Consider the following 26,709-nt stretch of genomic DNA (forward strand, 5'->3'; position numbering starts at 1 on the left):
GTGCTCAGGCGATCTCGACCCGGTTGCGCCCCTTGTGCTTGGCGCGGTACATCGCCGCGTCGGCGCGCTCGAACAGCGGCTGCGGCGCATAGGTCGGCGCGTGCGCCAGGCCCAGGCTCAGCGTGACGGTCAGGCCCGGCGCCACCAGGCTCCAGTCATGGGCCGCGACGCGGGCGCGCAGCCGTTCGCAGACCTCCAGCGCATCGGCCGGCGGCGCATCGGGCAGCACGAGCAGGAACTCCTCGCCGCCGATGCGCGCCACCAGGTCGGAGCCGCGCGTGTTCTCGCGCAGCATCTGCGCCAGCGTGACGAGCACGCGGTCGCCCACGGTGTGGCCGAAACGGTCGTTGATCGACTTGAACAGGTCGACGTCGACCAGGGCCAGTGTCAGCGGATGGCCATGCCGCTCGGCGGCTTCGAGCAGAAGCGGCAGCTGGGTGTCGAGGTGGCGGCGATTGGCCAGGCCGGTGAGCTGGTCGCGCAGCGCATGCGCCTCGAACTCCGCGGCGCGGGTGCGCTCGCGTTGCGCCTCCAGCCGGGCGCGATCGGCCTGCAGGCGCGCCTGCTCGGACTCGACGCGCGTCACGAAGTGCCGCGACTGCGCGCGCAGCTGGCTGGTCGAACGCTGGCGCTCGATCTGCAGGTAGGCCTCCAGATGCTCGAGCGCGAGTTCGTGCTCGCCGAGTGCGCGGCAGGCGCGGTGCAGCGCGTGGTGCACGCGGAACAGCGTGGCCAGCGGATCGGCGGCGCGCAGTTCGTCGTGCAGCGCGGTCAGGGCGGCCTTGGCCTCGGCGTGGCGCCCTCGCGCGAGCAGCGCCTCGGCCATCGAGCATCGGATGCGCCAGACCTGCGCCTGTGCGCCCAGCGCCCGGCCGCGATCGAGTGCGCGAGCCAGTCGTTCATCGGCCTCGTCCAGCTCGCCGAGATGCACCAGCGCCTCGCCGAGGTTGCCTTCGACGAACACCGGGAAGGTCGGGTCCGGCAGCTGGTGCGTCAGGCCCAGGGCCTCCTGCGAGACAGCGCGCGCGCGCTGCATCGCCGCCTGCGCCTCGTCGGCGGCATCGCTGTCGCGCAGCAGGTAGAACGCGCCGATGGCGATGGCGCCGAGGTTGTTCAGCGTCACCAGCAGCGGGTAGATCTCGCCCGACGCACGGGCCAGCGGCAGCGCCTCGTTCATCAGCCGCTCGGCCTGCCACGGGTCGCCGATGCGTTCGAGCGCGCCGGCCAGCGTGTTCATGGCCATCGCCTGGTCGGCCGGGCCGAGCCCGCGCGCCAGCGCGCAGGCTTCGTGGGCGTGCTGCAGCGCGGTATCGAAGGCGCCGAGGTCGCAGGCGCCGAAGGTGAGCCAGCGCAACAGCTCGACGCGGTAGGTCGGCGCGTCGTCGTCCGCGATCAGCGCGAGCGTCCGCTCGCCCTGCGCCAGCAGTTCGGGCAGCGCGCCGACGCGGTAGAGGAAGAAGCACAGCAGCCAGCCGGCTTCGACCTGGCGCGCCCGGTCGCCTGCCTCAACGGCCTCGTTCCACGCCCGCTCGGCCGCGGCGCGCCCGCCGAGCAGGTCGCTGCTGCGCCGCGCGCGGCGCGCCTGCTCCAGCGAGGTGTCCGGGGAAGAGTCGTTCGACATCGGGTTCGGCTATGCAGCGTGCACCATATCGCATCACGGCAGCGGCCCGCGTCCGCCTGCGTCTGCCAAACTCTGCACGGATTCACCCGGAGCATGCGATGGCCAAGAATTTCGACACGATGGAAGACAGCAACCGCTCGGCCAACCCGAGCATCCACCAGGTGTCCGACCCGGCGCGGCGTGTCTGGGTGCAGGGTGGCCTGGCGGCGCTGGCTGGTGGTGTGCTCTCGCCGTGGATCGCCGGCTGCGCCAGCGGTGGCGGTGGCGATCCGCTGCTCGGATTCAAGGGCATCCCGGCGAGTGCCGCCGACACGCTGGTGGTGCCCGAAGGCTACCTGGCCGAAGTCATCGCCGCCTGGGGCGAACCGGTCGGCGTGCCCGGTGCGATGCCGGCCTGGCGCGAGGACGCCGGCAACAGCGCTGCCGACCAGGCGCTGCAGATGGGCATGCACCACGACGGCATCCACTTCTACCCGCTCGAGGGCAGCAGTACGCGGGGCCTGCTGGCGATGAACCACGAGTACACCGACGACGGCCTGCTGCACAGCGACGGCTTCAAGACCTGGAGCGCCGAGAAGGTGCGGAAGGCGCAGGCCGCGCACGGTGTCGCGGTGATCGAGGTCGAACTGAAGGAGGGCCGCTGGCAGATGGTGCGGCCCTCGCGCTCCGCGCGCCGCTACACCGCCTACACACCGTTCGCGGTGCAGGGGCCGGCCGCCGGTCACGCGCTGATGAAGACCGCCGCCGACCCCGACGGCCGCACCGTGCTGGGCACGCTGAACAACTGCGCCAGCGGCATGACGCCCTGGGGCACCTACCTTTCCGGCGAGGAGAACTGGGCCTACTACTTCGACGGTGGCGACACGCCCGACGCCGACCAGAAGCGCTGGGGCGCGCGCAAGACCGGGTCCTACCGCTGGGCCGAGCACGACGAGCGCTTCGACCTGCGCCGCCACCCGAACGAGTTCCACCGCTTCGGCTGGGTGGTCGAGATCGATCCGCTGGACCCGACCAGCACGCCCATCAAGCGCACCGCGCTGGGCCGCGCCGCGCACGAGGGCGCCTGGGTGGCGGTGACGAAGGACGGTCGGGCGGTCGTCTACTCCGGCGAGGACGCGCGCTTCGAGTACATCTACAAGTTCGTCAGCCGCGACCGCATCGCGCCCGGCGGCGGGAACCTGACGAAAGCGCAGGCCAACCGCGAACTGCTCGACCACGGCACGCTGTACGTGGCGCGTTTCGATGCCGACGGCACGGGCCGCTGGCTGCCGCTGGTGCACGGCCAGGGGCCGCTGACGGCGGCGAACGGCTTCGCCGACGCCGGCGAGGTGCTCATCAAGTCGCGCCAGGCGAGCGACCGGCTCGGCGCGACGAAGATGGACCGCCCCGAGTGGCTGGCGATCGACCAGAACCGGCGTGAGGTCTATTGCACGCTGACCAACAACAGCGCGCGTGGCGCCAAGGACATGCCCGGCGTCGATGCCGCCAACCCGCGCGCCAACAACGTGATGGGCCAGATCATCCGCTGGACCGAGGACGGCGACTTCGACGCCACGACGATGCGCTGGAGCCACCTGGTGCTCCCCGGCGACCCGGCCAATGCACGGCCCGAGGCGAAGGGCAACATCAACGGCGACATCTTCGCCTGCCCCGACGGGCTGATGCTCGATGCGCGCGGCGTGCTGTGGATCCAGACCGATGCGCACGCCACGCAGATGAACAAGGGCGAGCTGGCGCGCATCGGCAACAACCAGATGCTGGCCTGCGACCGCGCCAGCGGCGAGATCCGCCGCTTCCTCACCGGCCCGGTCAACTGCGAGATCACCGGCGCGACGCTGACGCCGGACCTGCGCACGATGTTCATCAACGTGCAGCACCCGGGCGAGACACCGAGCGACCGCAGCGACCCGGCCGAGCCGAGCAGGTTCTCCAGGTGGCCGTTCGGCGGCCGGCCGCGCTCGGCGACGGTGGTGATCCGCCGCCGCGACGGCGGCGTGATCGGCAGCTGAGCCGACGGGCTCAGCCCAGCCGGTAGACGTCGAGAAGCACGGTGCGCGCTTCGCGCTGCCCCACCGCGATGGCCATCACCTTGTTGAGGTGCAGCCAGGGCAGCGCACCGGTGGTGAAGCGGATCAGCGTGCGGAAGAAGTAGGCGTCACGCGGCACGGCCTCGCCGCGCGCGAGCTGCTGCATCACCTCGGCGGGGCCGTGGCGCAAGCCGTCGCTCTTCACTTCGACCAGCGCGCCGTCGTCGGTGCGGATCACGTAGTGCGCGGCGATCTCGAGCACGCCATCGCTGCGTGCTACCTGCCAGTCGATGCCGCCTTCGACCAGCGTGCCGTTCAGCTCCGGCCCGCGCGCCGTGCCGCCGCCCAGCGGCACGTAGCGGCGCTCGCCGGTGGGCGCGGCGCCGAGGCTGACCAGCGCGCCGACCTCGCAGCGGATCTGCGTCATCGGCACCAGGGTGGGCGGCGGCGGGAAGTCGGGCACGGGCACTCCAGCGGCAGGGCTACTTCGCGGTCGGCATGGCGAACTCGGCGCCCTTGCCGATCGAGCCGGCCCAGCGCTGCATCACGCTCTTCTGCTTGGTGTAGAAGCGCACGCCTTCCTCGCCATAGGCGTGCATGTCGCCGAACAGGCTCTTCTTCCAGCCGCCGAAGCCGTGCCAGGCCATCGGCACCGGGATCGGTACGTTGATGCCGACCATGCCGACCTGCACCCGCCGCGCGAACTCGCGCGCCACGTTGCCGTCGCTGGTGAAGCAGGCCACGCCGTTGCCGTACTCGTGGTCATTGACCAGCGCCAGCGCTTCGCCGAAGTCCTTGGCACGAATGCAGGCCAGCACCGGGCCGAAGATCTCTTCCTGGTAGATGCGCATGTCGCGGGTGACATGGTCGAACAGCGTGCCGCCGGTGAAGAAGCCGCCCTCGAAGCCCGGCACCTTGAAGCCGCGGCCGTCGACGACAAGCTTCGCGCCTTCCTTGACGCCAATGTCGATGTAGCTCTCGATGCGCTCGAGCGCCTGCCGGGTGACGATCGGGCCCATCTCGGCGTCGAGCTCCATGCCGTTCTTCACCTTCAGCGCCTTGGCGCGTTCGGCGAGCATCGGCACGATCTTGTCGCCGACGTCGCCGACCAGCACCGCCACGCTGATCGCCATGCAGCGCTCGCCGGCCGAGCCGTAGGCCGAGCCGATCAGCGCGTCGACCGCCTGGTCGAGGTCGGCGTCGGGCATCACCACCATGTGGTTCTTCGCGCCGCCCAGCGCCTGCACACGCTTGCCGTGGTGCGCGCCGGTCTCGTAGATGTACTGCGCGATCGGCGTCGAGCCGACGAAGGAGAGCGCCTTCACGTCGACGTGGTGGAGCAGCGTGTCGACGGCCACCTTGTCGCCCTGCACGACGCTGAAGATGCCGTCGGGCAGGCCGGCCTGCTTGAGCAGCTCGGCCATGAACAGGCTGGGCGAGGGGTCGCGCTCGCTGGGCTTGAGGATGAAGGCGTTGCCGCAGGCGATCGCCACCGGGAACATCCAGCACGGCACCATGCAGGGGAAGTTGAACGGCGTGATGCCGGCCACCACGCCCAGCGGCTGGCGCAGTGTCCAGTTGTCGATGCCGGTGCTGACCTGGTCGGTGTAGTCGCCCTTGAGCAGCTGCGGGATGCCGCAGGCGAACTCGACGATGTCGATGCCGCGCGTCACTTCGCCCTGCGCGTCGGTGAACACCTTGCCGTGCTCGGCGGTGATCATCGCGGCCAGCGTGTCGCGGTGCTGGTTCATCAGCTCGAGGAACTTGTTCATCACCCGCGCGCGGCGGATCGGCGGCGTGTCGGCCCAGGCCGGGAAGGCGGCCTTCGCGGCGGCCACGGCCGCGTTCACGTCATCGACGCTGGCCAGCGCGACCTGGCGCGCGACCGCGCCGGTGGTGGGGTTGTAGACGGCCTGGCGGCGGCCGCTCGTGCCGGCAACGGTTCGTCCGGCGATGAAGTGGCCCACTTCGGTGGTGGCGGTGAAGGCTTCGGGGGCGCCCATGCATGTCTCCTGTCGATCGAGACCGGCATTGTCGGGCATGGCCAAAAAAAGAGCCCACCTGCGCGAGCAGGTGGGCTGTGTCAAGTCCTTAAGAAAGGACGTCGTTGGGTGCGGTGCCAGTCTCTCGCCCTGTCGGTGAGCTCAGGAGGGGACTCGTGAGCGGCGGGCGTTGCGGACCTTTGAGCGCGCGATCTGTTGAAGATCCCGTGTGACAGCTATGCGGCGCACTCTAGGGTTGCGCCCACTCGTGAGCCATCCCCAATACGAGGGAACGTTGTCAAACAGAAAGTGTGCATGTCGCACATACGAACTTTCGAGGGAGCGTCATCGCACAATCGCGCATGGTCACGCATCGCAAGCCGCGCGCCGCGGCCCCTCGGCAGGCGCCACAGCAAGCACTCACGGAACAGGAGTTGTCTGCCTTGCAGGGGCTGCTCGATACCGTTCCCGCACCGCTCGAGCCACTCGACGTGAGCATGCTCGATGGTTTCCTTTGTGGCGTGTTGTTGCAGCCGCGGCGGGTTCCCGAATCGCAATGGCTGCCCCATGTCACCGACGCTGACGGTCGGGCGCTGCCGGCGAGCATCGATGCGACACGTCTTCACGCGCTGGTGCGCCGGCGCCATGCCGAACTCGAGGCCGCAATCGAGTCGCGCCAGTGGTTCGATCCCTGGGTGTTCGAGCTCGACGATGGCGCCACGCCGAGCGAGGCGGTCTACGGCTGGGTGGCTGGCTTCGCGACGGCGATGGAATTCTTCCCCGCGCTGATGACGCTCGGTGCGCAGCGCGTGCGCGAGCCGCTGGCGCTGCTGTACCGGCACCTCGATGCCGACGACCTCGAGGACGCCGACGACCTGCTCGAGGAGATCGAATCGCTCGAGCCTCCGGCCGACCTGGCCGAAGCGGTGGAGGAACTGGTGCGCGCCACGCTGCTGCTGGCCGACGTGTCACGCCCGAAGCCAGCGGCGCCGAGGCGGCGCTGAGCCGCTCGGCTCAGATCGCCAGTGGGTCGACGTCGATCGCCCAGCGCAGCACTTTGTGGCCGCCGCTGCGTCGCAGCTCATGCAGCGCAGGCACCCAGGCGGCGAGGAAACGCTGAAGCGCCGGCCGTGAAACCGACTCGACCAGCATCTGCATGCGCTCCACGCCCGCCACCCGCGCGACCGGCAGCGGCACCGGCGCGTAGACGCTGACCATGCCGCTCGCGTCGATGCCGCCGGCCAGCGCGGCGGCGGCATCGAGGAAGGCCTGCGCGGCATCGACCTGCCTGGCGTCTGCGCGCAGCATCGCGAGGTGCGCGTAGGGCGGCAGGCCGGCCGATTCGCGCTCCTTGAGCTGGTCGGCGGCGAAGGCGGCGAAGTCATGCCGGCGCAAGGCCGCGTAGAGCGGGTGCTGCGGGTGCCAGGTCTGCACCCACATCTCCGCGCCCTGCGCATGCTCGGCGGAGCGGCCGGCGCGCCCGCCGGCCTGCATCAGCAGCGCGAACAGGCGCTCGGGCGCGCGGAAGTCGCTGCTGAACAGCGCACTGTCGGGGTTCACCGCCGCCACCAGGGTGATGCGGCGGAAGTCGTGGCCCTTGGTGACCATCTGCGTGCCCACCAGCACGTCGACCTCGCCGGCGTGCACCGCGCCGAGCTGCGCCTCCAGCGAGCCCTTCAGCCGTGTGCTGTCGGCATCGATGCGCGCGACGCGCACGCTCGAGCCACCGTCGCTCGCCAGCAGCATGCCGATCTGCTCCTCGAGGCGCTCGGTGCCGCGGCCGATCGGCGCGATGTCGAGGTTGCCGCACTCCGGGCAGGCGCGCGGCACGCGCTCGGTGAAGCCGCAGTGGTGGCAGCGCAGCGTGCGGTCGAGCTTGTGGAAGACACGCCAGGCGCTGCAGTGCGGGCAGCCGCTCTTCCAGCCGCAGTCGGCGCAGTGCAGCACCGGCGCGTAGCCGCGGCGGTTGAGGAACACCAGGCTCTGCTCGCCGCGTGCGATGCGCGCGCGGATGGCCTCGACCAGCGGCGGCGACAGTGCAGTGCCGGCGCCGCGGTCCTTGGGCTGCTGGTTCATGTCGACCAGGCGTACCCGCGGCAGCAGCGCCCCGCCGATGCGCGAGGGCAGCGTCAGGCGCAGGTAGCGCCCCTCGTTGGCGCGCTGCCAGCTCTCCAGCGACGGCGTGGCCGAGCCCAGCAGTACCTGCGCACCCTGCAGCCGGGCGCGGTAGACGGCGAGGTCGCGCGCCGAATAGCGTGCACCCTCCTGCTGCTTGTACGAGGGGTCGTGCTCCTCGTCGACCACGATCAGCCCGAGCCGCGGCATCGGCGTGAAGATCGCCAGCCGCGTGCCCAGCACCAGATCGGCCAGGCCGAGATGTGCCGCCAGCCAGCCGCGCAGGCGCTGCGCCGGTGTCATGCCGCTGTGCAGCGAGACGATGCGCCGGCCGGCGAAGCGCGCCGTGAAGCGGGCCTCGAGCTGCGGCGTCAGGTTGATCTCGGGCACCAGCACCAGCGCCTGCCGGCCCGCCGCCAGCGTGCGGGCCGCGGCGTGAAGGTAGACCTCGGTCTTGCCGCTGCCGGTCACGCCGTGCAGCAGCACCGGCGTGGCGTCGGTGACGGCGTCCAGCCGCGCCAGCACCTCGGCCTGCTCGGCGCTCGGCTCGGGCGGCTGGTCGGGGCGGGCTTCGATCGGCTGCGCCATCGCCTTGTGCAGCTTGCGCAGGCGCAGCGCGATCTGGCTGCCGTCGAGCTTGTGCAACTCCGGCGGCAGCACCGACAGGGCCAGTTCGCCGAGGCCGCGCTGATAGTAACCAGATGCAAAAGTGACCAGTTCGCGCCAGGCAGCGTCCAGCGGCGGCAGGTCGCCGAGCACGGCCGTCAGCGGCTTGAGCGCACTGTCCGCCAGCTCACCGGCACCATCGCTCCAGGCGATGCCGAGCAGCTCGCGGCGGCCCAACGGCACACGTACCAGCGTTCCAGGTGAGAGCGGTTGCTCACTCAAGTAGTCGAGAACGTCGCCCAGGCCGGCATGCTGCGGGGTGTCGACGGCGACCTGCAGTCGCACGCTGGCCGTCATGCCGCCACCACCGTTTCACTTAGCCGGCAATGTTCAGTCGGTCGTGAAGGAGTACCGCCAAGTTGCTGATTTGACGAGACTTTTGCAGCTTTCCCCGCGCTCTGTGGATAACTTTGTGCAGAACCTGCCCAAAGATGCGCTAAATGCTTGATCCAGCGAGGATCCGGGTTCGCTGCCCACTTTCGGGGCAGCAAAGAACCATGAATGAAATCAATGACTTGCGTCATTCCCCGTGAAAGGTGATGACGCGCCGCAGCAGTGCGGCGTCCAACCAGGCGCGAAGCCATATTTGGGGATAAGTCAAGCCCTGAGCGCTCACTCACCCGGCGAACACCGCCCGAGCGAGGCAGTGCTCAGCCAGCCGCGCGGATGCGCCGCGAGACCGCGTGCACGGTGTCGACCAGCACCGACACCGCCTCCGGCGGCGTGTGCTGGCTGATGCCGTGGCCGAGGTTGAAGACATGGCCGCCATACGTGCCCTGCGCGCTGCGCGGGGCGCCGAAGCTCTCCAGCACCTTGGTGGCCTCGGCGCGGATCTGGTCAGGCTCGGCGAACAGCACGTTGGGGTCGAGGTTGCCTTGCAGGGCCACGCGGTCGCCGGTGCGCTGGCGCGCATGGGCCAGGTTCATCGTCCAGTCCAGGCCGACCACGTCCGGGCCAACGCCGTCGACGGCAGCGGCGATCTCCTCGAGCCACAACCCGCCGCCCTTGGTGAAGACGATGTGCGGGATGCGTGCGCCCGCGTGTTCGCGCTTGAGCTGCTTCAGCACGCGGCGGGTGTAGGCGAGGCTGAATTCCTGGAAGGCGCCATCGGCGAGCACGCCGCCCCAACTGTCGAAAACCATCACCGCCTGCGCGCCGGCTTCGATCTGGGTGTTCAGGTACAGCGCCACCGCATCGGCGTTGATCGCCAGGATGCGGTGCATCAGGTCGGGCCGGCGGTACATCATCGTCTTGACCAGCCGGTAGTCGTCCGAGCCGGCGCCTTCGACCATGTAGCAGGCCAGCGTCCACGGGCTGCCCGAGAAGCCGATCAGCGGCACGCGGCCGTTCAGTGCCTGGCGGATCGAAGTGACGGCGTCGAACACGTAGCGCAGCTTGTCCATGTCCGGCACGGCGAGCTTCATCACGTCGGCCTCCTCACGCAAGGGATGCGCGAAGCGCGGGCCTTCGCCGAGCGCGAAGCTCAGGCCCAGGCCCATCGCATCGGGCACGGTGAGGATGTCGCTGAACAGGATGGCCGCGTCGAGCGCATAGCGGTCCAGCGGCTGCAGCGTCACGTCGGTGGCGTACTGCGTGTTCGTGGCCAGGCCCATGAAGCTGCCGGCCTTCGCGCGCGTCTCGCGGTACTCGGCGAGGTAGCGGCCGGCCTGACGCATCAGCCACACGGGGGTGTGTTCAGTGGGCTGGCGCAGGCAGGCGCGCAGGAAGCTGTCGTTCTGGAGTGGCGCGTACATCAGTTGATTATCACGCCCATAATCTGCGCCACTTCCGAGGAGATTCCCATGCGCGCCAGCACCGTCTTGCAGACCATCGGCAGCACGCCGCACATCCGCGTCAACCGCTTGTTCGGTGCCACGCACGAGGTCTGGATCAAGAGCGAGCGCGCCAACCCCGGCGGTTCGATCAAGGACCGCATCGCGCTGGCCATGATCGAGGCGGCCGAGGCCAGCGGTGCGCTCAGACCCGGCGCCACCATCATCGAGCCGACCTCGGGCAACACCGGTGTCGGGCTGGCGATGGTCGCCGCGGTCAAGGGCTACAAGCTGGTGCTGGTGATGCCCGACAGCATGAGCGTCGAGCGGCGCCGCCTGATGCTCGCCTACGGCGCGAGCTTCGAGCTGACGCCACGCGAGAAGGGCATGAACGGCTCGATCGCGCGAGCGAAGGAACTGCTCGCCGCCACGCCCGGCGCGTGGATGCCGCAGCAGTTCGAGAACCCGGCCAACATCGACGTGCACGTGCGCACCACGGCGCAGGAGATTGCTGCCGACTTCCCCGAAGGCCTGGACGTGCTGATCACCGGCGTGGGCACCGGCGGCCACCTCAGCGGCTGCGCGCAGGTGCTGAAGGCGAAATGGCCGAAGCTGAAGGTGTACGCGGTCGAGCCCTCGGCTTCGCCGGTGATCAGCGGCGGCAAGCCCAGCCCGCACCCGATCCAGGGCATCGGTGCCGGCTTCATCCCGGCCAACCTGAAGACCGAGCTGCTCGACGGCACGATCCAGGTCGAAGCCGAGGCGGCGCGCGAGATGGCACGCCGCAGCGCGCGCGAGGAAGGGCTGCTGGTGGGCATCTCGTCGGGTGCGACGCTGGCCGCGATCGCGCAGAAGCTGCCGGAGCTGCCGGCCGGCAGCCGCGTTCTCGGCTTCAACTACGACACCGGCGAGCGCTACCTGTCCATCGAAGGCTTCCTGCCCACCGAGTGATCAAGCCCGCCATCCTCATCGTCGAGGACGAGCCCGGCATCGCCGACACGCTGCAGTACGCGCTGCGCACCGACGGCTTCGAGCCGCACTGGGCAGCCACCGGCGAGGCAGCACTGCAGCGCCAGCGCGAGGCACCCGCGGCACTGGTCATCCTCGACGTCGGCCTGCCCGACCTGAGCGGCTTCGAGGTCTTCAAGCGGCTGCGCGCCTTCAGCGATGTGCCGGTGGTCTTCCTCACCGCGCGCGCCGACGAGATCGACCGCGTGGTCGGCCTCGAGCTCGGCGCCGACGACTACGTCGCCAAGCCGTTTTCGCCGCGTGAGCTGGTGGCGCGCGTGCGCACCATCCTGCGCCGCGCGGCCAGGGCGGGTGCGGCCCCGGTGCCGGCGCGGCCCTTCCAGGTCGACGAAGGGCGGCGGCAGATCCGCTTCTACGGCCAGCCGCTGGAGCTGTCGCGCTACGAGTACGGGCTGCTGAAGACGCTGGTCGAGCGCCCCGGCCACGTCTACAGCCGCGACGTGCTGCTCGACAAGGTCTGGGACACCCACAGCGACAGCCTCGACCGCACCGTCGATGCCCACGTGAAGACCTTGCGCGCCAAGCTGAAGGTGGTGGCGCCCGGCCTCGAACCGATCCGCACGCACCGCGGCAGCGGCTACGCGCTGGCCGAGGACCTGCCGGGCACGCTGTGAGCCGCCGGACGGTCGTCTTCGTCGGCATCCTGCTCGTCTACGCCCTCGGCGTGGGCGTGCTGATGTACCGGCTGCTGGCCGATATCGACCCGCGCTACCGCGAGTCGGCCGAGGAATCGCTGGTCGAGACGGCACACCTGCTGGCCGCGCAGGTCGAGCAGCACAGCGTCGACGGCACCCTCGACGCCGAGGCGCTGCGCCCGGTGTTCCGCAGCCTGTACGCGCGCAGCTTCTCGGCGCGCATCTTCGGCTTCGAGAAGACCGGCGTGGAACTGCAGGCGCTGGTCATCGGCCGCGACGGCATCGTCGTGTTCGACTCGCTCGGCCAGCGCGAGGGCGAGGACTTCTCGCAGTGGCGCGACGTGCGCGGTGCACTTGCCGGCGAGTACCGCGCCCGCACCACGCCGAAGATCCCGGGCGACGAGCTCAGCTCGGTGATGTACGTCTCGGCGCCGGTGCGTTCCGCGGGCGAGATCGTCGGCGTGGTCAGCGTCGGCAAGCCGGTGCAGAGCCTGAACCAGTTCGTCGCCGCGGCGCGGCGCAAGACCATGGTGGTCGGTGCCACCTCGGTGGCGGCGGTGCTGCTGCTGGCGCTGATCCTGTCGCTGTGGCTGGTGCGGCCGTTCGGCCTGATCGCCGACTACGCGCGCTACGTGCGCTCGCAGCGCAGCTTCAGCCTGCCGCGGCTGGGGCGGCGCGCGCTGGGCACGCTGGGTGCGGCCTACGACGAGATGCGCGATGCGCTGGCCGGTCGCCACTACGTGGCCGACTATGTGCAGACGCTGACGCACGAGCTGAAGGGCCCGCTGTCGGCGATCCGCGGCGCCGCCGAGCTGATCCAGGAGCCCGGCATGCCCGAAGCGGACCGGCAGCGCTTTTCCGCCAACATCGGCCGCGAGACGCAGCGCATCCAGGAACTGGTCGACCGCATGATGGAGCTGGCCGCGCTGGAGCAGCGGCGGCGGCTGCCGAAGGTCGAGCCGGTTGCGCTTCGGCCGCTGCTGGAGGAACTGGCGGCCAGCGCCGAAGCGAGCGGCGCGGCACGCGGCCTGCACATCGAACTCGCCGCCGGCGAGGCCACCTGGGTCGAAGGCGAGGCCTTCCTGCTGCGCCGCGCGGTGGGCAACCTGGTGGCCAACGCGATCGAGTTCTCGCCAGAAGGAGCCAGCGTCCGCATCGAACTCGCGCCGCGCGGGCGCAGCGTCGACATCGTTGTGCGCGACCGCGGCCCCGGCATTCCCGACTACGCCGACCAGCGGGTGTTCGAGAAGTTCTATTCGCTGGCCCGGCCGGGCACGAACAAGCGGAGCACCGGCCTCGGCCTGCCCTTCGTGAAGGAAATTGCCGAGCTGCACCACGGCCGCGTGACGCTGCGCAATCACGAGGGCGGCGGCGCGGTGGCGACGCTGTCGCTGCCGATGATCGAGCCGCCACCCGCCTGAGCACCTCCCAAGCTCTCCGACCGCGCCCGGCTATGCTGCGCGCTGATGGCCGTTCGGGAGGGGCCGCACGCGTGGATCCGAAGACGATCGCCTGGGTAGTGCCGCACGAGGCTTACGACGACGAGACCGTGATCGCGCCGCTGCGCGAGCAGGGCTTTCGCGTGCTCGCCTGCCTGGCCGGCGTGCCGCTGCCGGCCGAGGCCGAACTGCGCGTGCTGCAGGCCGACCTGTTCGCCGACACGCGCCGGCTGCGCCGCGAGTACGTGATGGACGGGCGGCCGACGTTGATCGTCGCCAGCAGCGCCGAGCAGGAGGCCGACGCGCTGGAGTTCATCAAGCCGCGCGACGACGTGGTGCGCGGCACCCGCCCGGTCGAGCTGCTGGTGTTGCGCCTGGCGCGGCTGCTCAAGCATGCCGGCGGCGAGGCGCTGCTGCAGTCGCTCGAATTCACCGACGAGCTGACCGGCCTGGCCAACCGCAAGCGCTGGCAGTCGCAGCTGGCGCAGGAGCTGGGCAACACGCTGTCGCCGGACTGCCGCGCCGTGGTGCTGTTCGACCTCGATCACTTCAAGCAGATCAACGACCGCTTCGGCCACCAGGCCGGCGACCAGGTGCTGCGCGAAGCCGCCGCGCTGCTGCGTGAGGAGATCGCGCCGGGCGACCGGCTGGCGCGCTGGGGCGGCGAGGAGTTCGTCGCGCTGATCTCGCGCTACGACCGCCAGACCGTCGTGGCCGACGTGCAGCGCATGCTGCAGCGCCTGGCCGAGCACGCCTTCCACGCGCCGGCCGCCGCCACCGCCGCCGGCGCCGCCTTCGAGCGCCTGGTCAACCGCTTCGACGAGACTGCACCGGCGCCGCTGGAAGGCGAGGCGACGCAGCGCATGGCCGTTACCGCCAGCGCGGGGATGGCCTTCCTCGGCGAGCGCTCGACCTTCGCCGACGTGATGAACCAGGCCGACGTGGCGCTCTACGAGGCCAAGGGCCGCGGCCGCAACCGGCTGGTGTCCTACGAGTCGCTGCAGGAGTCCTCCGGCGGCGAGGACCGCGACCTCTACGTGCGCCACTTCGAGAACGTCACCCGCGTGATGACCGAGCGCATGACCACGCTGGTCACCCACATGGGCCGCAGCCTGGTCGAGGCGGCGCGGCGCGAGGCCAACCAGGACGCGCTGACGCAGCTGCACAACCGCCGCTACTTCGATGCCCGGCTGTCGCGCGAGTTCGAGACCGCGCGCAAGCATGGCCGCGCGCTGACCATCGCGCTGATCGACCTCGACCACTTCCACGATGTCAACGCCACGCATGGCTACCCGACCGGCGACCATGTGCTGCGCCGCTTCGCCGAGATCGCGCGGCACAGCGTGCGACTGACCGACTGGCTGGCGCGCTACGGCGGCGAGGAGTTCTGCCTGGTGATGCCAGACACCGATCTCGAGACCGGCGCGCGGGTGGCCGAGCGGGTGCGCCGGCAGGTGGCTGGGGCCGAGATCCGCAGCATCGAGCAGCGCAGCGTGCCGCTGACCGCCAGCGTCGGCGTGGCGCAGCTCGACGCCGGCGTCGACAACCCGCTGTCGCTGGTCCAGCGAGCCAGTGCGGCGGTGCTGGCGGCCAAACAGGCCGGGCGCAACCGGCTTGTCATCGGCAGCTGAAGCGCTGCGCCTGAACGTTCCGCCCTAGGGCGATCCCACTACTTTGCTGCGTTGCAGCATAAACCGCTTGCATTCGCGGCCGGGCGCTCTATAGTGGAGTCATGCTGCAGTGCAGCAATGCTGATTCCCAACCCACTTGTCCACGGAGCACACCATGCTGACCCAAGAACAGTTCGCCGCCGCCCAGAAGGCCCAGTTCGACACCCTGGTGGGCCTGACCGCCACCAGCCTCGCAGCGACCGAGAAGCTCGTCGCGCTGAACCTCGAGGCCGCCAAGGCCGCCCTGGCCGACGCCAGCGCCCAGGCGCAGACCATGCTGTCCGCCAAGGACGTGCAGTCGCTGTTCGCGCTGCAGGCCGAGATGTTCCAGCCGTCGCCCGAGAAGGCCAGCGCCTACGGCCGCAAGCTGTACGACATCGTCGCCGGCGTGCAGGGCGAGTTCGGCAAGGTCGCCGAAGCCGGCGCCGCCGACACACAGAAGAAGTTCGTCGCGCTGGTCGAGGCGGCTTCGAAGAACGCCCCGGCTGGCACCGAGAACGCCGTGTCGCTGGCCAAGGCCGCTGTCTCGGCCGCGAACGACGCGTTCGACAGCATGCAGAAGGCCACCAAGCAGGCGGTCGGCGCTGCCGAAGCCAACTTCGCGACGCTGAGCGCTGCGGCCAAGCCGGTCGCCGGCAAGAGCCGCCGCGCCGCCTGAGGCGCGTCTGCACGGGGAGCCATCCATGAGCTCCCTGTCACCTCCGGAGCATGACGGCTCCGGCGCCACGGCCACCCCGCCGTGGCGCAGCCGTTCGTCCGACGTCCACGATGGATGGATCGGCACGCGCGAACTGCCCGGCTACCGCGCCGGCGCAGTGATCGTCCGGCTGGCCGACCTGCCGGGGGTCGACCCGACGCATCTCTACCTCGACGTGCTGCTCCTCGGTGAGGACGGCCGCATCGAGGAGACCCATTCCGGACCGTGCCGCGGCCTGCGCCGCGAGCTGCCGCTCGAGGCGCGCTCGCGCTTCGTGCGCGTGGTCGCCGAGCTGCTGCGCCATGCGCCCGATCGGCAGCGCGGCCTGGCCGGCCTCGGCCCGGCGTTGACTGCCTTGCGCGAGAACGGCATCGAAGGCGCGCAGCTCAGCCTGGCCGTGCAGCAGCTCGACGCGGCCTGCAGCGAACCCGCCCTGGTGGCGAGCCTGGTGCACGTGCTGGTGCTCAGCATGGGCGAAGAAGACGCGATCGTCTCGCTCGACACCCTGCTCGCGCGGCTCGCCCCGCAGGCCCGCGCCGGCGACGCGCTGGCCGACCGGGTCGGCCTGCTGGTGCGCTGCGTCGGCCGGGCGCAGGCCCGGCGGCGGCTGCGCGAGGCCACCGACTTCGATCTGCTGCTCACGCCCGAGTTGCTCGGCTTCTGAGCCCGCGGGGCGGCGTGGAATAGGCCGGCGCGGCGCGCGTACACCCGGGAAGCCGGCGCGGCTTCGTCGCCGGCAACGCGCGGGAGGAGACCCCATGCCCTGGTTCGTGGCCAAACGGGCGATCGTCGCCGAGGGTGGGGTGAACGATCGCCACGAGTACCGCGTATTCAGCGAGGCCGAGATCGAGTCGATCGATCCCGGCTGGGACTGGGCCTCGTTCGCGTTTGCCTCCCGCGAGGAGGCGCAGGCCCACGCCGACGACCAGTTCTGGGACGAACTCGACGACTGACCCGGCGCCGCCCGCTCAGCGTGTGCCGAACTTGGTCTCGAAGCGGATGCCGATCTGGCGCAGCAGCGGCGTCGGCAACTCGCCGCCGGCGCAGACGATCACTGCCTCGTTCGGCAGGTGCTTCGTCCGGCCCTCGTGCTCGATGTCCACGCTGCGCTGCTCGATGCGCCGGACCTTCGACGACAGCATCACCGTGAGGTGGCCGGCGTCGCGCAGCAGTTCGAGCCGTTCGCGGTTCTTCGCCTTGACGCGCGAGAAGGCTTCGCTGCGGTACGACAGCGTGACCGTCGTGTTCGGCTCTTCGGCCAGCGCGATGGCCGCCTCCAGTGCGCTGTCGCCGCCGCCGACCACCAGCACGTGCTGGCCGCGGTACTGCTGCGCGTCGACCAGCCGGTAGACCACCTTCGAGGCCTCCTCGCCCGGCACGTCGAGCTTGCGCGGCGTACCGCGGCGGCCCATTGCCAGCAACACCGAACGCGCCGAGATGCGGCCCTGGTCGGTCTGCACCACGAAGCCGGTGCCGTGGCGCTCGATGCCCGTCAGCCGCTCGCGGAACGACACCTGCAGCCCGGTGCGCTGCACCACGCCCTGCCAGAACTCGAGCAGCTGTTCCTTGCTGACCTCGCCGAACTTCACCTTGCCGACCAGCGCGAGCTGCACCGGCGCAGTCATCGCGATCTTGTTGCGCGGGTAGTGGTAGACGGCGCCGCCGAGCGAGTCTTCCTGCTCGATGATGCGGTAGCGCAGCTTGTGCTGGATCGCGGCGAGGCCGGCCGACAGCCCGGCCGGGCCGCAGCCGACGATCAGCACGTCGATGTCGTGCGAGCCGTCGGCGCGCTTGCGGATCGCGTCCATCGCCTGCCGGCCCTGCTCGGCCGCCTTGCGGATCAGCCCCATGCCGCCGAGTTCGCCGGCGATGTAGATGCCCGGCACGTTGGTCTCGAACTCGGGGCTGACGTGCGGGATGTCGATGCCGCGCTTCTCGCTGCCGAACACCAGCGAGATGCCTTCCACCGGGCAGGCCGACAGGCAGGCGCCGTGGCCGATGCAGGCCGAGCCGTTGATCAGCACCGCCTTGCCGCCGACGATGCCCAGCGCCTCTTCCGGACAGGCCCGCACGCACGAGCCTGAGCCGATGCAGCGCGACGGGTTGATCACCGGGTGCAGCGACGCCGGCTCGGCCAGGCCCGCCTCGAGCGACTGCTTCAGCTCAAGCGCATGCTGCTGCGCAAGGCGGCGCTGGCGGCGCAGGTAGAGCGCGACCGCGATGACGATCGCGGCCAGATAGAGGTACGAGTAGTTCATCCTGCGGCGCGGCGCCGGAGATCCTCAGAAGTCGTAGCGCCCGCCCAGATAGTAGAAGAGCCGGTTGGCCGTCTCGTTGCGGTTCGGCCCGCTGCTCTTGCCGTACTCGCCGCTCAGCTCCGACTCGATCGCCACCTGCTTGAGCACGCGGTAGGTCAGGCGCAGCCCCGGGCTCCAGCGTGTCAGCTTGACGCCGGTGTTGTCGGTCTGCCGGTAGAAGCGCAGCGAGGGCTCGAGCAACAGTTCCTCCGTGACCTGCGAGGAGTTGTTGTAGCTGATCAACTGCCCGCTGTAGCTCAGCGAGCCGGTGCCGGTGAGGCTGTAGCTGGTGCCACGCTGCCAGGAGGCGCTGATCACGTGGGTGTCGCGCGACGAGTACAGGTTGGTGCCGATCAACTGGCCGCCGAGCGCGTAGTTGCGGTTGCGGCCCTGGCCCGAGGGCAGGATGTCGGCCACCGGCTGGATCTCGCCGACGTCGGTCAGGCGGATGTCCGCGCCGACCTGCCAGTTGGCGTTGAACGGCGTCGTCGCGCCGAGCAGGCCCTGGATGGTGTTCGAGGTGGTCGAGCGAACACGCTGGCGCAGCGCGTCGAGCGTGGAGGTCTGCAGCAGCTCCTTCAGGCTCGTCGCCGGCGTCGTCAGGGTCGGGTCCTGGAAGAACAGCGCATTGCCCAGCGACAGCAGCGGCGTCTTGCGGCGGTCGAACAGCACGTTGACCACCGAGTTGTCCTCCATCTGCCAGGTACCCTGCAGCGAGGCGATGTTCACGCCCCGGATCGCCTCGTCGTAGTCGAGGATGCCGTTGGCCGACACGCCGCCGCTGAAGAAGCGCAGCTCGGTGCCGATGGCGCTGCGGTCGGTCTCGCTGTCGATCAGCTGCTTGTTGTAGTACAGGCTGCCGCTGATCTGCGAGGTCAGCGCGTCGGCGTCGATCCACACGCCGTAGAAGCTGCGCTTGCTGTCCAGCAGCTTCTCGGCCGGCACGCCGCCCGCGACGTTGATGCGCCACTTCGGCACGACCGTGTAGGCGGCCTGCACGCCGTCGTAGCGGTTGAGCACGCCGCCGCCGGTGGGCGACTGCCGCCCGAGCCGCACGCTGGTGCCGGCCGACAGCGAGCGGTGCTCGTAGTACAGCGCCGACAGGCGGTTCTTGCTGTCGCTGCTGTCGCGCAGGTCGGCCGAGTAGGCGTCGCGGAACACGAAGCGCATGTCGGTGTCGGCGTCGCGGTAGCGCCAGTTCACGTCGACGTTGGTCAGCAGCAGGCTCTGATCGGTGCCGGACAGCGTGTTGTCGCTGGCCAGCTCGGGCAGGCCGCTGATCGGCGAGTCCTGGAACTCCTGCGTGCGCACCTTCGACGCACCGCCGTAGTAGAACGCGCCCACCGAACCGGCCAGCGTCGACGTCGGCTCGACGCCCGCGGCCGGCTTCGCGGCAGCCACCGGTGCGGCTGCCGCGGCCGGCAGCCGAGCGAGGGCCGCGCGCACGCGCTCGGCGTCGGGCCCGCTCGGGTAGAGCTGCAGGAAGGTCTCGTACTCGGCGCGGGCGCGCACCACGTCGCCGGTCTTCGCGCGGATGTCTCCGGCCAGCGCCTGCGCTTCGCGCGTCGAGGGGTTGGACGGCAGGTTGAGCAGCACGTTGAGCTTGTCCAGCGCCGTCGTGCTGTCCTGCGCGGCATCGGCAGCCTTCGCCGCGGCCAGCAGCGCGGCAGCCTGCGTGGCCACCTCGGCGGCATTGGCCGGGGGCGGCGTGGCGCTGGTGTCGGCGGCCGGGGGGGCGGATGCAGCGGGTGGCGCCGCCACGGCGGCCGCGGGCACGGGCGCCGGCGGGGCGGGCGGCGGCGGTGGCGCCAGGGCGACCAGCGCCGCGTTCGGGAAGCGCTTGAGTAGCAGTTGCCGCGCCGCCTCGGCCTCGACCAGCGTCTCGAAGTAGCCGAGGTTCACCTCGTGCACCGTGCGGCCGTCGACCTGGCGCGCAGCGGTGAACACCTGGTAGCGCTGCAGCGCCGCCGGGATCGGCGTGTCCAGTTGCAGGTTGGCTGAATCCGACTGCTGCAGCGTGATCTGGAAGCCGCTGGTCGGCGCTGCGGCACCCGCCTTGCTCCGCACCGTGGTCGGGATCGCCGTGCCAAGGCCGGCCAGCACCACCTCGATGGTGCGATCGCCGCGCCCTGCGCGCGCCTTGAACGGCACCGCCTTGCTCAGCCGGATCGTCAGCTTGCGGTTGATGTTGTCGCGCGCCGGGCTTTCGTCGCTGACGATGAAGTCCGGCATCGCACCGCCGCCGGCCAGACGCCGTTCGGAGGGCACGAGGTTGGTGTTCTCGCGCCGGTTGACGAGGTCGTAGATCACCTGCACGGAGTCGCCGCTGCGCGCGACCAGCGCGCGGCGGTACTGCACCGGCGCCACGAAGCGCACCTGCAGCACCGCATCGTCGCCGTCGCGGCGGAAGTCGACGTCGTCGATCAGCTGGGCATGGACCGCGGCCGGGGCCACGAGAGCGAAGGGCAGCGCCAGGCGCCGTAGCGAGAGAGTCACGTCAGTCCCATTCCCTGTAGGTGGAGCCCTTGCTGCCCAGCGGCCGGTGGCAGCCCGATTCGGAGCAGTCGATCGCCGGCGGCGTCTTGCGCTCATGCGTGAGCGACTTCTTCTCCATGCTGCCCAGGTAGCTGACGCCGCTCTGGTGGCAGCCCTTGCACCAGCCGGCGCCACCGCCCTGGCTGCCGTTGTGGTTCATCGTCATCGAGCCCCAGCTGGCGGTGCTCGTGTGGCAGGCCCTGCAGTCCATGCTGGCGCCGCCCAGCAGCTGGGTGGCCTCGGGAATGTGGTTGGTCGGCTTGGCCAGCGCGCCGGTGGCGCCCTGCGAGGTGTAGGCGCCGTTGTGGCAGGTCTTGCAGGTGGTGGCGGTGACGACGGCGTGGTTCATCGTCACCGAACTCGCGAAGCTGGTCTGCGAGCGGTGGCAGTTGTCGCACTTGGTCGCTGCGCTGCTGACCGGGATGTGGCCGCTCTGCTTGCCCTTGGCCGCGCTGCCGTTGTGGCAGCTGTCGCAGGTGCCGGTGCCCACCGCGTTGGCGGCGCTGTGGGCGAAGGTCACCGTGCTCCAGGAGGCGGTCGACTTGTGGCAGCCCTCGCAGCTCGTCACGCCGGCGTGGGTGGTGTTGTTCGGCTTGGTGCCCACCGCGTCCGGGTAGCTGCCCGTGTGGCAGGTGGCGCACTGCGTGCTCACCGTGACCGAGCTGTGGAAGCGCGCGCCGCTCCAGGCCGTGTAGCCCTGCCGGTGGCAGCTGTCGCAGTTGGCGATCGCCACGCCGGTCAGGGTCTGGTAGGGGATGTGCGTCGCCGTGCGGCCGTCGGCAGGCGGGTAGGCGCCGCTGTGGCAGCTCGCGCACTGGTTGGTGACGACCACCTGCGTGTGGTTGAACCTGGTCGGCTTCCAGGTGGTGACGCTGTGGCAGTTGATGCAGTTGGTCGCGCCCACCGGCACATGCCGGGCCGATTTGCCTGTTGCCGCACTGCCGTTGTGGCAGCTGCCGCAGTTGGTGGCCGCGGTGAAGGTGGCGTGGTCGACCTTCGCCGAGCTCCACGTCGTCGTGCTCTTGTGGCAGCTCTCGCAGACCGTCACGCCGGCGTGGGTGGCGTTGTTCGGCTTGCCGGTGGCCGGCTGGTAGCTGCCGGTGTGACAGGCGGCGCACTGCGTGCTCACCGACACCGAGCCGTGGAACCTCGCGCCGCTCCAGGCGGTGTAGCCCTGCTTGTGGCAGCTGTCGCAGTTGCTGATCGCGACACCGGACAGCGTCTGGTAGGGGATGTGCGTCGCCGTGCGACCGTCGGCCGGCGGGAATGCGCCGCTGTGGCAGCTCGCGCACTGGTTGGCCACCGTCACCTGCGTGTGGCTGAAGCTCGAGGGGCTCCAGGTCGAGGTGCTGTGGCAGCGCACGCAGTTGGTCGCCCCCACCGGCACGTGGGAGGCGGACTTGCCGGTCGCGGCGCTGCCGTTGTGGCAGCTCGTGCAGTTGGTGGCCGAGGTGAACGTGGCGTGGTCGACCTGGGCCGAGCTCCAGCTCGAGGTCGACTTGTGGCAGTTCTCGCACACCGTCTGGCCAGCGTGGATCGGCGTGTTGGGCTTGCCTTCCGCGCCCGGGTAGCTGCCGGTGTGGCAGGTGCTGCACTGCGCGCGGACCGTCACCGACGCATGCAGCTTGGCACCTCCCCAGCTCGCGAAGCCGCCCTTGTGGCAGCTGTCGCAGTTGCTGATCGCGACACCGGACAGCGTCTGGTAGGGAATGTGCGTGGCCGTGCGGCCATCCGCGGGCGGGAACGCGCCGCTGTGGCAGCTCGCGCACTGGTTGGCCACCGTCACCTGCGTGTGGCTGAAGCTCGAGGGGTTCCAGGTCGAGGTGCTGTGGCAACTCACGCAGTTGGTTGCGCCCACCGGCACGTGCGAGGCGGACTTGCCGGTCGCGGCACTGCCGTTGTGGCAGCTCGTGCAGTTGGTGGCCGAGGTGAACGTGGCGTGGTCGACCTTTGCCGAGTTCCAGTTCGAGGTCGACTTGTGGCAGTTCTCGCACACCGTCTGGCCGGCGTGGATCGGCGTGTTGGGCTTGCCCTCCGCGCCCGGGTAGCTGCCGGTGTGGCAGGTGCTGCACTGCGCGCGGACGGTCACCGACGCGTGCAGCTTGGCACCACCCCAGCTGGCGAAGCCGCCCTTGTGGCAGCTGTCGCAGTTGGTGATCGCCACGCCCGAGAGCGCCTGGTACGGGATGTGGGTCGCGCCGCGCCCGTCGGCCGGCGGGAAGCCGCCGCTGTGGCAGCTCGCGCACTGGTTGGCCACCACCATCTGCGTGTGGTTGAAGCTCGACGGGCGCCACGAGCCACCCGTGCGGTGGCAGGCGTCGCAACTCTGCGCGCCGACCGGCACGTGCGTGGCATTCTTGCCGGTGGCGCGCGAGCCGTTGTGGCAGCTCGCGCAGCTGCCTGGCGTCACGCCGCTGTGGTCGAAGCCCGAGGCCGGCGTCCACGCGCTGGTCCGGTGGCAGCTGTCGCACGAGCCGGTGGTCGCGATGTGGTTGCTGCTCTTGCCCGGCGCTGTCGAGCCGTTGTGGCAACTGCTGCAGCTGCCAGGCGCCACGCCGGTGTGGCTGAACTTCGCGCCGGCATAGGTGCGGGTGTTGTGGCAGGCGTCGCAGGCGAGCTGCGTCGGCACGTGGTTCTGCGTCTTGACGACATTGTTGCGCGACCACAGCGTGCCCGCGGTGTGGCAGCTCGCGCAGTCGCGCGGCGTGCCCTTGAAGATGCCGTTGACGTGGCAGGACTCGCAGCGCTCGTTGGCATGCTGCCCGGTCAGCGCAAAGCCAGTCTTGATGTGCTCGAAGCTGCGCGTCGCCGGCGCGCCCTGCGCCAGGACCGCATCGGCGCAGGCCAGCAGCATCAGCACCAGCCACAGGCGCATCAGTGCCGCCGGCAGCCATCGAAAAGGTGTGCGGTGTGTCATTGCAGCCATCCCATCCATCGCGGCCTGTCGGGCGGCGCGGAACCGCGCAACGTCCGGTTGGAGACCTTCTTCCAGTTGTCGCTCACGTGGCACTGGTCGCAGCGCGCACCGAAGCCGCCGTCGTGAACGTCGTCCTTGCGGTGGCAGGATAGGCAGTCGCTGCCCAGCGCAGCGAAGTCGCGTCCGGCCGGCGCCGGCCGGGTGTGGCAGGCCTCGCAGGCCACCTTGCGGTGCGCGCCGTCGAGCTTGTATTCGCTGCGGCGGTCGTGGTCGAAGTCCCAGATCGCCCAGCTGCGCGCGTTGTGGCAGCTCTCGCACTTCGTGCCGAACACGAGCTTGTGCTTGTCTTCCTTCTTGTGGCAGGCGTAGCACTCGCGCGCCGCATCCTTGTAGCGCGGCGTCAGGTGGCAGTCCTTGCAGGTCACCTTCATGTGCTTGCCGACCAGCGGGTAGCGCGTCTTGTTGTGGTCGTAGCCCGGCACCTTCCAGTCGCGGTCGGTGTGGCAGGACTCGCATTGCCGGCCGAGCTGCGCCTCGTGCTTGTCGTCCTTGCGGTGGCAGGCGTAGCACTCGATCGCCGTCTTGCGGAAGCTCTTCAGGTCCTTGTGGCAGGCGTCGCACTTGAGCTTGGCCGGGGCGTGCGCGTTGCGCAGCTGGAACTTCGTCTTGTCGTGGTCGAAGCGGCCCTTGGTGGTCTTCCAGTCACGCTCGCCATGGCAGTCGCCGCACTTCTCGCCCAGCGTGCCTTCGTGCTTGTCTTCCTTCTTGTGGCAGCCGATGCACTGCTTGGGCGCTTCCTTGAACATCTGGCTCTTGTGGCAGGCGTCGCACTTCGCGTCGGCGTGCTTGCCCAGCAACGGGAAGTCGGTCTTGTCGTGGTCGAACTTGGCCTTCTCCTTCCAGTCGCGCTCGGTGTGGCACGCGCCGCAGTCCTTGCCCAGCGTCTCCTTGTGCTTGTCGTCCTTCTTGTGGCAGCTGTAGCAGTCGGTCGGCGTCTTGACCTTGTAGAGGTGGCCGCTGTGGCAGTCGGCACACTTGGTCTTCACGTGCCTGCCGCGCAGCACGTACTTGGTGTCGGTGTCGTGGTTGAAGGTCGACGGTTTCCACGCCTTCGCGTTGTGGCAGCTGTCGCACTTCTCGCCGTACAGGCCCTTGTGGCCCTTGTTGCCGTCGTCGTCCTTCTTGTGGCAGCCGATGCAGGTGCGCGGCGCGTCCTTGTAGTCGGCCTTGTTCTTGTGACAGTCGCCGCACTTGGTGTCCACGTGCTTGCCCTCGAGGGCGAAGCGCGTCTTCGAGTGGTCGAACTTGGCTTCCTTCCAGTCGTTCTCGGTGTGGCAGTCGGCGCACTTCGGGCCCAGCGACCCCTTGTGCACGTCGTCCTTGCGGTGGCAGGCGTTGCAGTCGCTCGGCGCCGCGCGCCACTTCTTGGCCGGCTCGTGGCACTTGTCGCATTCCGTCTTGACGTGCTTGCCGCGCAGCACGTAGTCGGTCTGCGCGTGGTCGAAGCGCTGCTTGTCGAGCTCGATGATCTTCGCGCCGCGGCCCTTGTGGTCGGTGTGGCACTCGTTGCAGGCCTGCGGCTTGAGCCGGCCGTGGAAGCCGGCCTTGGCCCGCACGTCCTGGCCGACGTCCTTATGGCAGTCCATGCAGAGCCGATCCTGTGCGGCGCGGTCGAAGCGCACGTGGCAGGCCTTGCAGTCGTCCTCGACCTTCACATGGCCCTCGATCACCTTGCCCGGCGACAGCACCGATTCGATCGACTGCGCGGGCGCGATCGCCGGCATCGCGACCGCGGCCCACACCAGCACGAGGCGGGCGAGTCGATCGAGTGCGCCGGTCCATGAGGTCATCCCGCACTCAGTCAGTACATGTGCACCGCGATCACGTGCACCACGGCGCTGATCACGAGGATGTAGACGAAGGGCGTGTGCAGCACGTGCCACAGCGCGAACAGGCGCTCCCATGCGGTGAACTGGGCGACGCTGACCACGCTGGTCAGGTAGCGCCGCACCAGCTTGCGCGCCAGGTAGCGCCGGCGCGCCAGGTCGCTGCGGCTCCAGCCGCGCTGGCGCGCGAGCTGGCGCAGCGGGTGGCGCAACTCGGCGGCACAGCGGAAGTAGACGACCCACATCTGCGCCGGCAGCACGAACACCTGGCGCAGCCAGGTGCTCCAGCCGGGCCGGGCGCCGAGCTGATTCGCAGCGAAGGCCAGCAGCCGCGCCTCGACCTCGGGCGCGAAGTGCAGCCGCGAGCGGGCCTCCGACTCGTCGAGCCCGGCTCGCGACTGAAGCTGCTGCAGACTGTTCTTCTGACCCGACAGGCTGCGGTGCACGCGCAGGTAGATGAAGCGGCCGATCACGCCGCTGCCGGCCACCACCAGCATGCTGTACATCGCCACCGCGGCATTGAGCGAGCCGATGTGGAAGGTGGAGTGCACCAGGATCAGCAGCGGCCCGCCGATGCCCAGCACCATGTGGGCGAGGAACCACCACTTCACCTTGCCGAGCCGGTGCAGCGGGCGCACGTACTTGCGCAGCGGGTAGCTGAACAGCAGCAGCATCAGCGTGCCGCCGGCCACGCCGAGCCAGTAGCCGAGGTCGTCGCCGGCCTTGAACCAGCCCTGGCGCGAGATCCACCAGGCGCCCAACACCAGTGCCGTGATCACCAGATAGACCCAGACGTCGCCCGAGGGCCGTCGCCGCGCGGGCGCTGCGGTGGGAGGGACGGCGGGCGCCGTGGCGTCCAGGGTGCTGCTCATGGGATATGAAATGGCCGGGATCAGGTCAAGGTCATCCTATGGGAATGTTTCCCACATCTTTGCAACATTTCGTGAGGTCGAACCCGAATCCCGGGCCTGCGCGTTGTGGGTGATTGCGCCGTGGGATAGGATCCCATTCAATGTCAGGCAGCGACTCATGAGCCGGCCCCAGCCGGAGCACCGACCGGCCGCGGCGCCGAACGCGGAGACCGCGGCGCTCGCCCTGCGCGAGGCGGCGGTGCTGCTCGCGCCGGTGGCACGCTGGCTGCTGCGCAGCGGCATCTCCTACGGCGCCTTCGCGGGCATGCTCAAGACGGTGTTCGTCGATGCGGCGCGCGCCGAGCTCGAGCGCGGCGGAGTGCAGCCGACCTACTCGGCGCTGAGCGTGCTGTCGGGCGTGCACCGCAAGGACGTGCGCGCGATCGAGGAGGCGCCGCGCAGTCCGGCGTCCGTGCCGCCGCGCGGCGTGCCGCTGTCCTCGCAGGTCTACACGCGCTGGCTGACGGCGCGCCGCTACCGCAGCCGCGACGGCCAGCCGCGCGCGCTGCC

General features: G+C 70.1%; 21 protein-coding genes. 10 read left to right on the forward strand and 11 right to left on the reverse strand.

What is annotated here, in order from left to right; translation table 11 throughout:
* Positions 1 to 4: 4 nt before the first annotated feature.
* Positions 5 to 1,621 carry a GGDEF domain-containing protein gene (locus tag AAG801_RS12450; RefSeq protein WP_341888654.1) on the reverse strand — a complete coding sequence of 539 codons (1,617 nt, stop codon included), beginning with the start codon at positions 1,619 to 1,621 and terminating at the stop codon, positions 5 to 7.
* A gap of 98 nt (positions 1,622 to 1,719) precedes the next feature.
* Here AAG801_RS12450 and AAG801_RS12455 point away from each other — a divergent pair, with 98 nt between their 5' ends.
* Positions 1,720 to 3,630 (forward strand): PhoX family phosphatase, encoded by a 1,911-nt coding sequence (locus AAG801_RS12455; protein ID WP_341888655.1) that lies wholly within the window; start codon positions 1,720 to 1,722, stop codon positions 3,628 to 3,630.
* Positions 3,631 to 3,640: 10 nt separating this feature from the next.
* Here the strand turns inward: AAG801_RS12455 and AAG801_RS12460 are convergent, their stop codons facing one another.
* Complete coding sequence (locus tag AAG801_RS12460) at positions 3,641 to 4,111, reverse strand: DUF3237 domain-containing protein (protein WP_341888656.1); 471 nt, start codon at positions 4,109 to 4,111, stop codon at positions 3,641 to 3,643.
* Between the two features lie 19 nt (positions 4,112 to 4,130).
* Positions 4,131 to 5,651, reverse strand: a complete 1,521-nt coding sequence (locus AAG801_RS12465) for a CoA-acylating methylmalonate-semialdehyde dehydrogenase (RefSeq protein ID WP_341888657.1) — start codon at positions 5,649 to 5,651, stop codon at positions 4,131 to 4,133.
* A 413-nt stretch (positions 5,652 to 6,064) separates the two neighbouring features.
* Here AAG801_RS12465 and AAG801_RS12470 point away from each other — a divergent pair, with 413 nt between their 5' ends.
* Positions 6,065 to 6,634, forward strand: a complete 570-nt coding sequence (locus AAG801_RS12470) for a YecA family protein (protein WP_341888658.1) — start codon at positions 6,065 to 6,067, stop codon at positions 6,632 to 6,634.
* A 10-nt stretch (positions 6,635 to 6,644) separates the two neighbouring features.
* Here the strand turns inward: AAG801_RS12470 and AAG801_RS12475 are convergent, their stop codons facing one another.
* From AAG801_RS12475 to hemE, 3 genes are all read right to left on the reverse strand, one after another.
* The gene (locus AAG801_RS12475) at positions 6,645 to 8,708 is read right to left on the reverse strand and encodes a primosomal protein N' (RefSeq protein ID WP_341888659.1); all 2,064 of its coding nucleotides are present in this window, start codon (positions 8,706 to 8,708) and stop codon (positions 6,645 to 6,647) included.
* Positions 8,705 to 8,935 (reverse strand): hypothetical protein, encoded by a 231-nt coding sequence (locus AAG801_RS12480; RefSeq protein ID WP_341888660.1) that lies wholly within the window; start codon positions 8,933 to 8,935, stop codon positions 8,705 to 8,707. Before AAG801_RS12480 ends, AAG801_RS12475 begins: the two co-directional genes overlap by 4 nt.
* Positions 8,936 to 9,061: 126 nt before the next feature.
* Positions 9,062 to 10,165, reverse strand: coding sequence for a uroporphyrinogen decarboxylase (gene hemE, locus AAG801_RS12485; RefSeq protein ID WP_341888661.1), 1,104 nt, complete (start codon positions 10,163 to 10,165; stop codon positions 9,062 to 9,064).
* Positions 10,166 to 10,213: 48 nt separating this feature from the next.
* On the opposite strand from hemE, the gene cysK reads away from it, so the two are divergent.
* The 7 genes from cysK (at position 10,214) to AAG801_RS12520 (ending at position 16,606) form a co-directional block, all read left to right on the forward strand.
* The gene (gene cysK / locus AAG801_RS12490) at positions 10,214 to 11,134 is read left to right on the forward strand and encodes a cysteine synthase A (protein ID WP_341888662.1); all 921 of its coding nucleotides are present in this window, start codon (positions 10,214 to 10,216) and stop codon (positions 11,132 to 11,134) included.
* Positions 11,131 to 11,826 (forward strand): two-component system response regulator CreB, encoded by a 696-nt coding sequence (gene creB / locus AAG801_RS12495; RefSeq protein ID WP_341888663.1) that lies wholly within the window; start codon positions 11,131 to 11,133, stop codon positions 11,824 to 11,826. The genes cysK and creB overlap by 4 nt, the downstream gene beginning before the upstream one ends.
* Positions 11,823 to 13,268 carry a two-component system sensor histidine kinase CreC gene (gene creC, locus AAG801_RS12500; RefSeq protein ID WP_341888664.1) on the forward strand — a complete coding sequence of 482 codons (1,446 nt, stop codon included), beginning with the start codon at positions 11,823 to 11,825 and terminating at the stop codon, positions 13,266 to 13,268. Before creB ends, creC begins: the two co-directional genes overlap by 4 nt.
* Positions 13,269 to 13,339: 71 nt before the next feature.
* Positions 13,340 to 14,917 carry a GGDEF domain-containing protein gene (locus tag AAG801_RS12505; RefSeq protein WP_341888665.1) on the forward strand — a complete coding sequence of 526 codons (1,578 nt, stop codon included), beginning with the start codon at positions 13,340 to 13,342 and terminating at the stop codon, positions 14,915 to 14,917.
* Positions 14,918 to 15,071: 154 nt separating this feature from the next.
* Positions 15,072 to 15,614, forward strand: coding sequence for a phasin family protein (locus AAG801_RS12510; protein WP_341888666.1), 543 nt, complete (start codon positions 15,072 to 15,074; stop codon positions 15,612 to 15,614).
* 25 nt (positions 15,615 to 15,639) lie between these two features.
* Entirely contained in the window at positions 15,640 to 16,317 is a 678-nt protein-coding gene (locus AAG801_RS12515; RefSeq protein WP_341888667.1) for a hypothetical protein, read from the forward strand.
* A 94-nt stretch (positions 16,318 to 16,411) separates the two neighbouring features.
* On the forward strand, positions 16,412 to 16,606 hold the full coding sequence (locus tag AAG801_RS12520; RefSeq protein ID WP_341888668.1) for a hypothetical protein: 195 nt from the start codon (positions 16,412 to 16,414) through the stop codon (positions 16,604 to 16,606).
* A 15-nt stretch (positions 16,607 to 16,621) separates the two neighbouring features.
* Here AAG801_RS12520 and AAG801_RS12525 read toward each other — a convergent pair whose 3' ends face one another.
* From AAG801_RS12525 to AAG801_RS12545, 5 genes are read right to left on the reverse strand one after another with little or no spacing between them, the layout of a single operon-like run.
* Positions 16,622 to 17,911: an NAD(P)-binding domain-containing protein gene (locus AAG801_RS12525; RefSeq protein ID WP_341888669.1), complete on the reverse strand. Its 1,290-nt coding sequence runs from the start codon at positions 17,909 to 17,911 to the stop codon at positions 16,622 to 16,624.
* 24 nt (positions 17,912 to 17,935) lie between these two features.
* On the reverse strand, positions 17,936 to 20,446 hold the full coding sequence (locus AAG801_RS12530; protein WP_341888670.1) for a hypothetical protein: 2,511 nt from the start codon (positions 20,444 to 20,446) through the stop codon (positions 17,936 to 17,938).
* Between the two features lies 1 nt (position 20,447).
* Complete coding sequence (locus AAG801_RS12535; protein WP_341888671.1) at positions 20,448 to 23,402, reverse strand: cytochrome c3 family protein; 2,955 nt, start codon at positions 23,400 to 23,402, stop codon at positions 20,448 to 20,450.
* Positions 23,399 to 25,252 carry a cytochrome C gene (locus AAG801_RS12540; RefSeq protein ID WP_341888672.1) on the reverse strand — a complete coding sequence of 618 codons (1,854 nt, stop codon included), beginning with the start codon at positions 25,250 to 25,252 and terminating at the stop codon, positions 23,399 to 23,401. The genes AAG801_RS12535 and AAG801_RS12540 overlap by 4 nt, the downstream gene beginning before the upstream one ends.
* 11 nt (positions 25,253 to 25,263) lie before the next feature.
* Positions 25,264 to 26,160 carry a hypothetical protein gene (locus tag AAG801_RS12545; RefSeq protein ID WP_341888673.1) on the reverse strand — a complete coding sequence of 299 codons (897 nt, stop codon included), beginning with the start codon at positions 26,158 to 26,160 and terminating at the stop codon, positions 25,264 to 25,266.
* A gap of 157 nt (positions 26,161 to 26,317) precedes the next feature.
* On the opposite strand from AAG801_RS12545, the gene AAG801_RS12550 reads away from it, so the two are divergent.
* A partial coding sequence (locus AAG801_RS12550) for a DUF6502 family protein (protein ID WP_341888674.1) occupies positions 26,318 to 26,709 on the forward strand: 392 nt, incomplete at its 3' end.

The sequence above is a fragment of the Variovorax sp. YR752 genome (assembly GCF_943372545.1).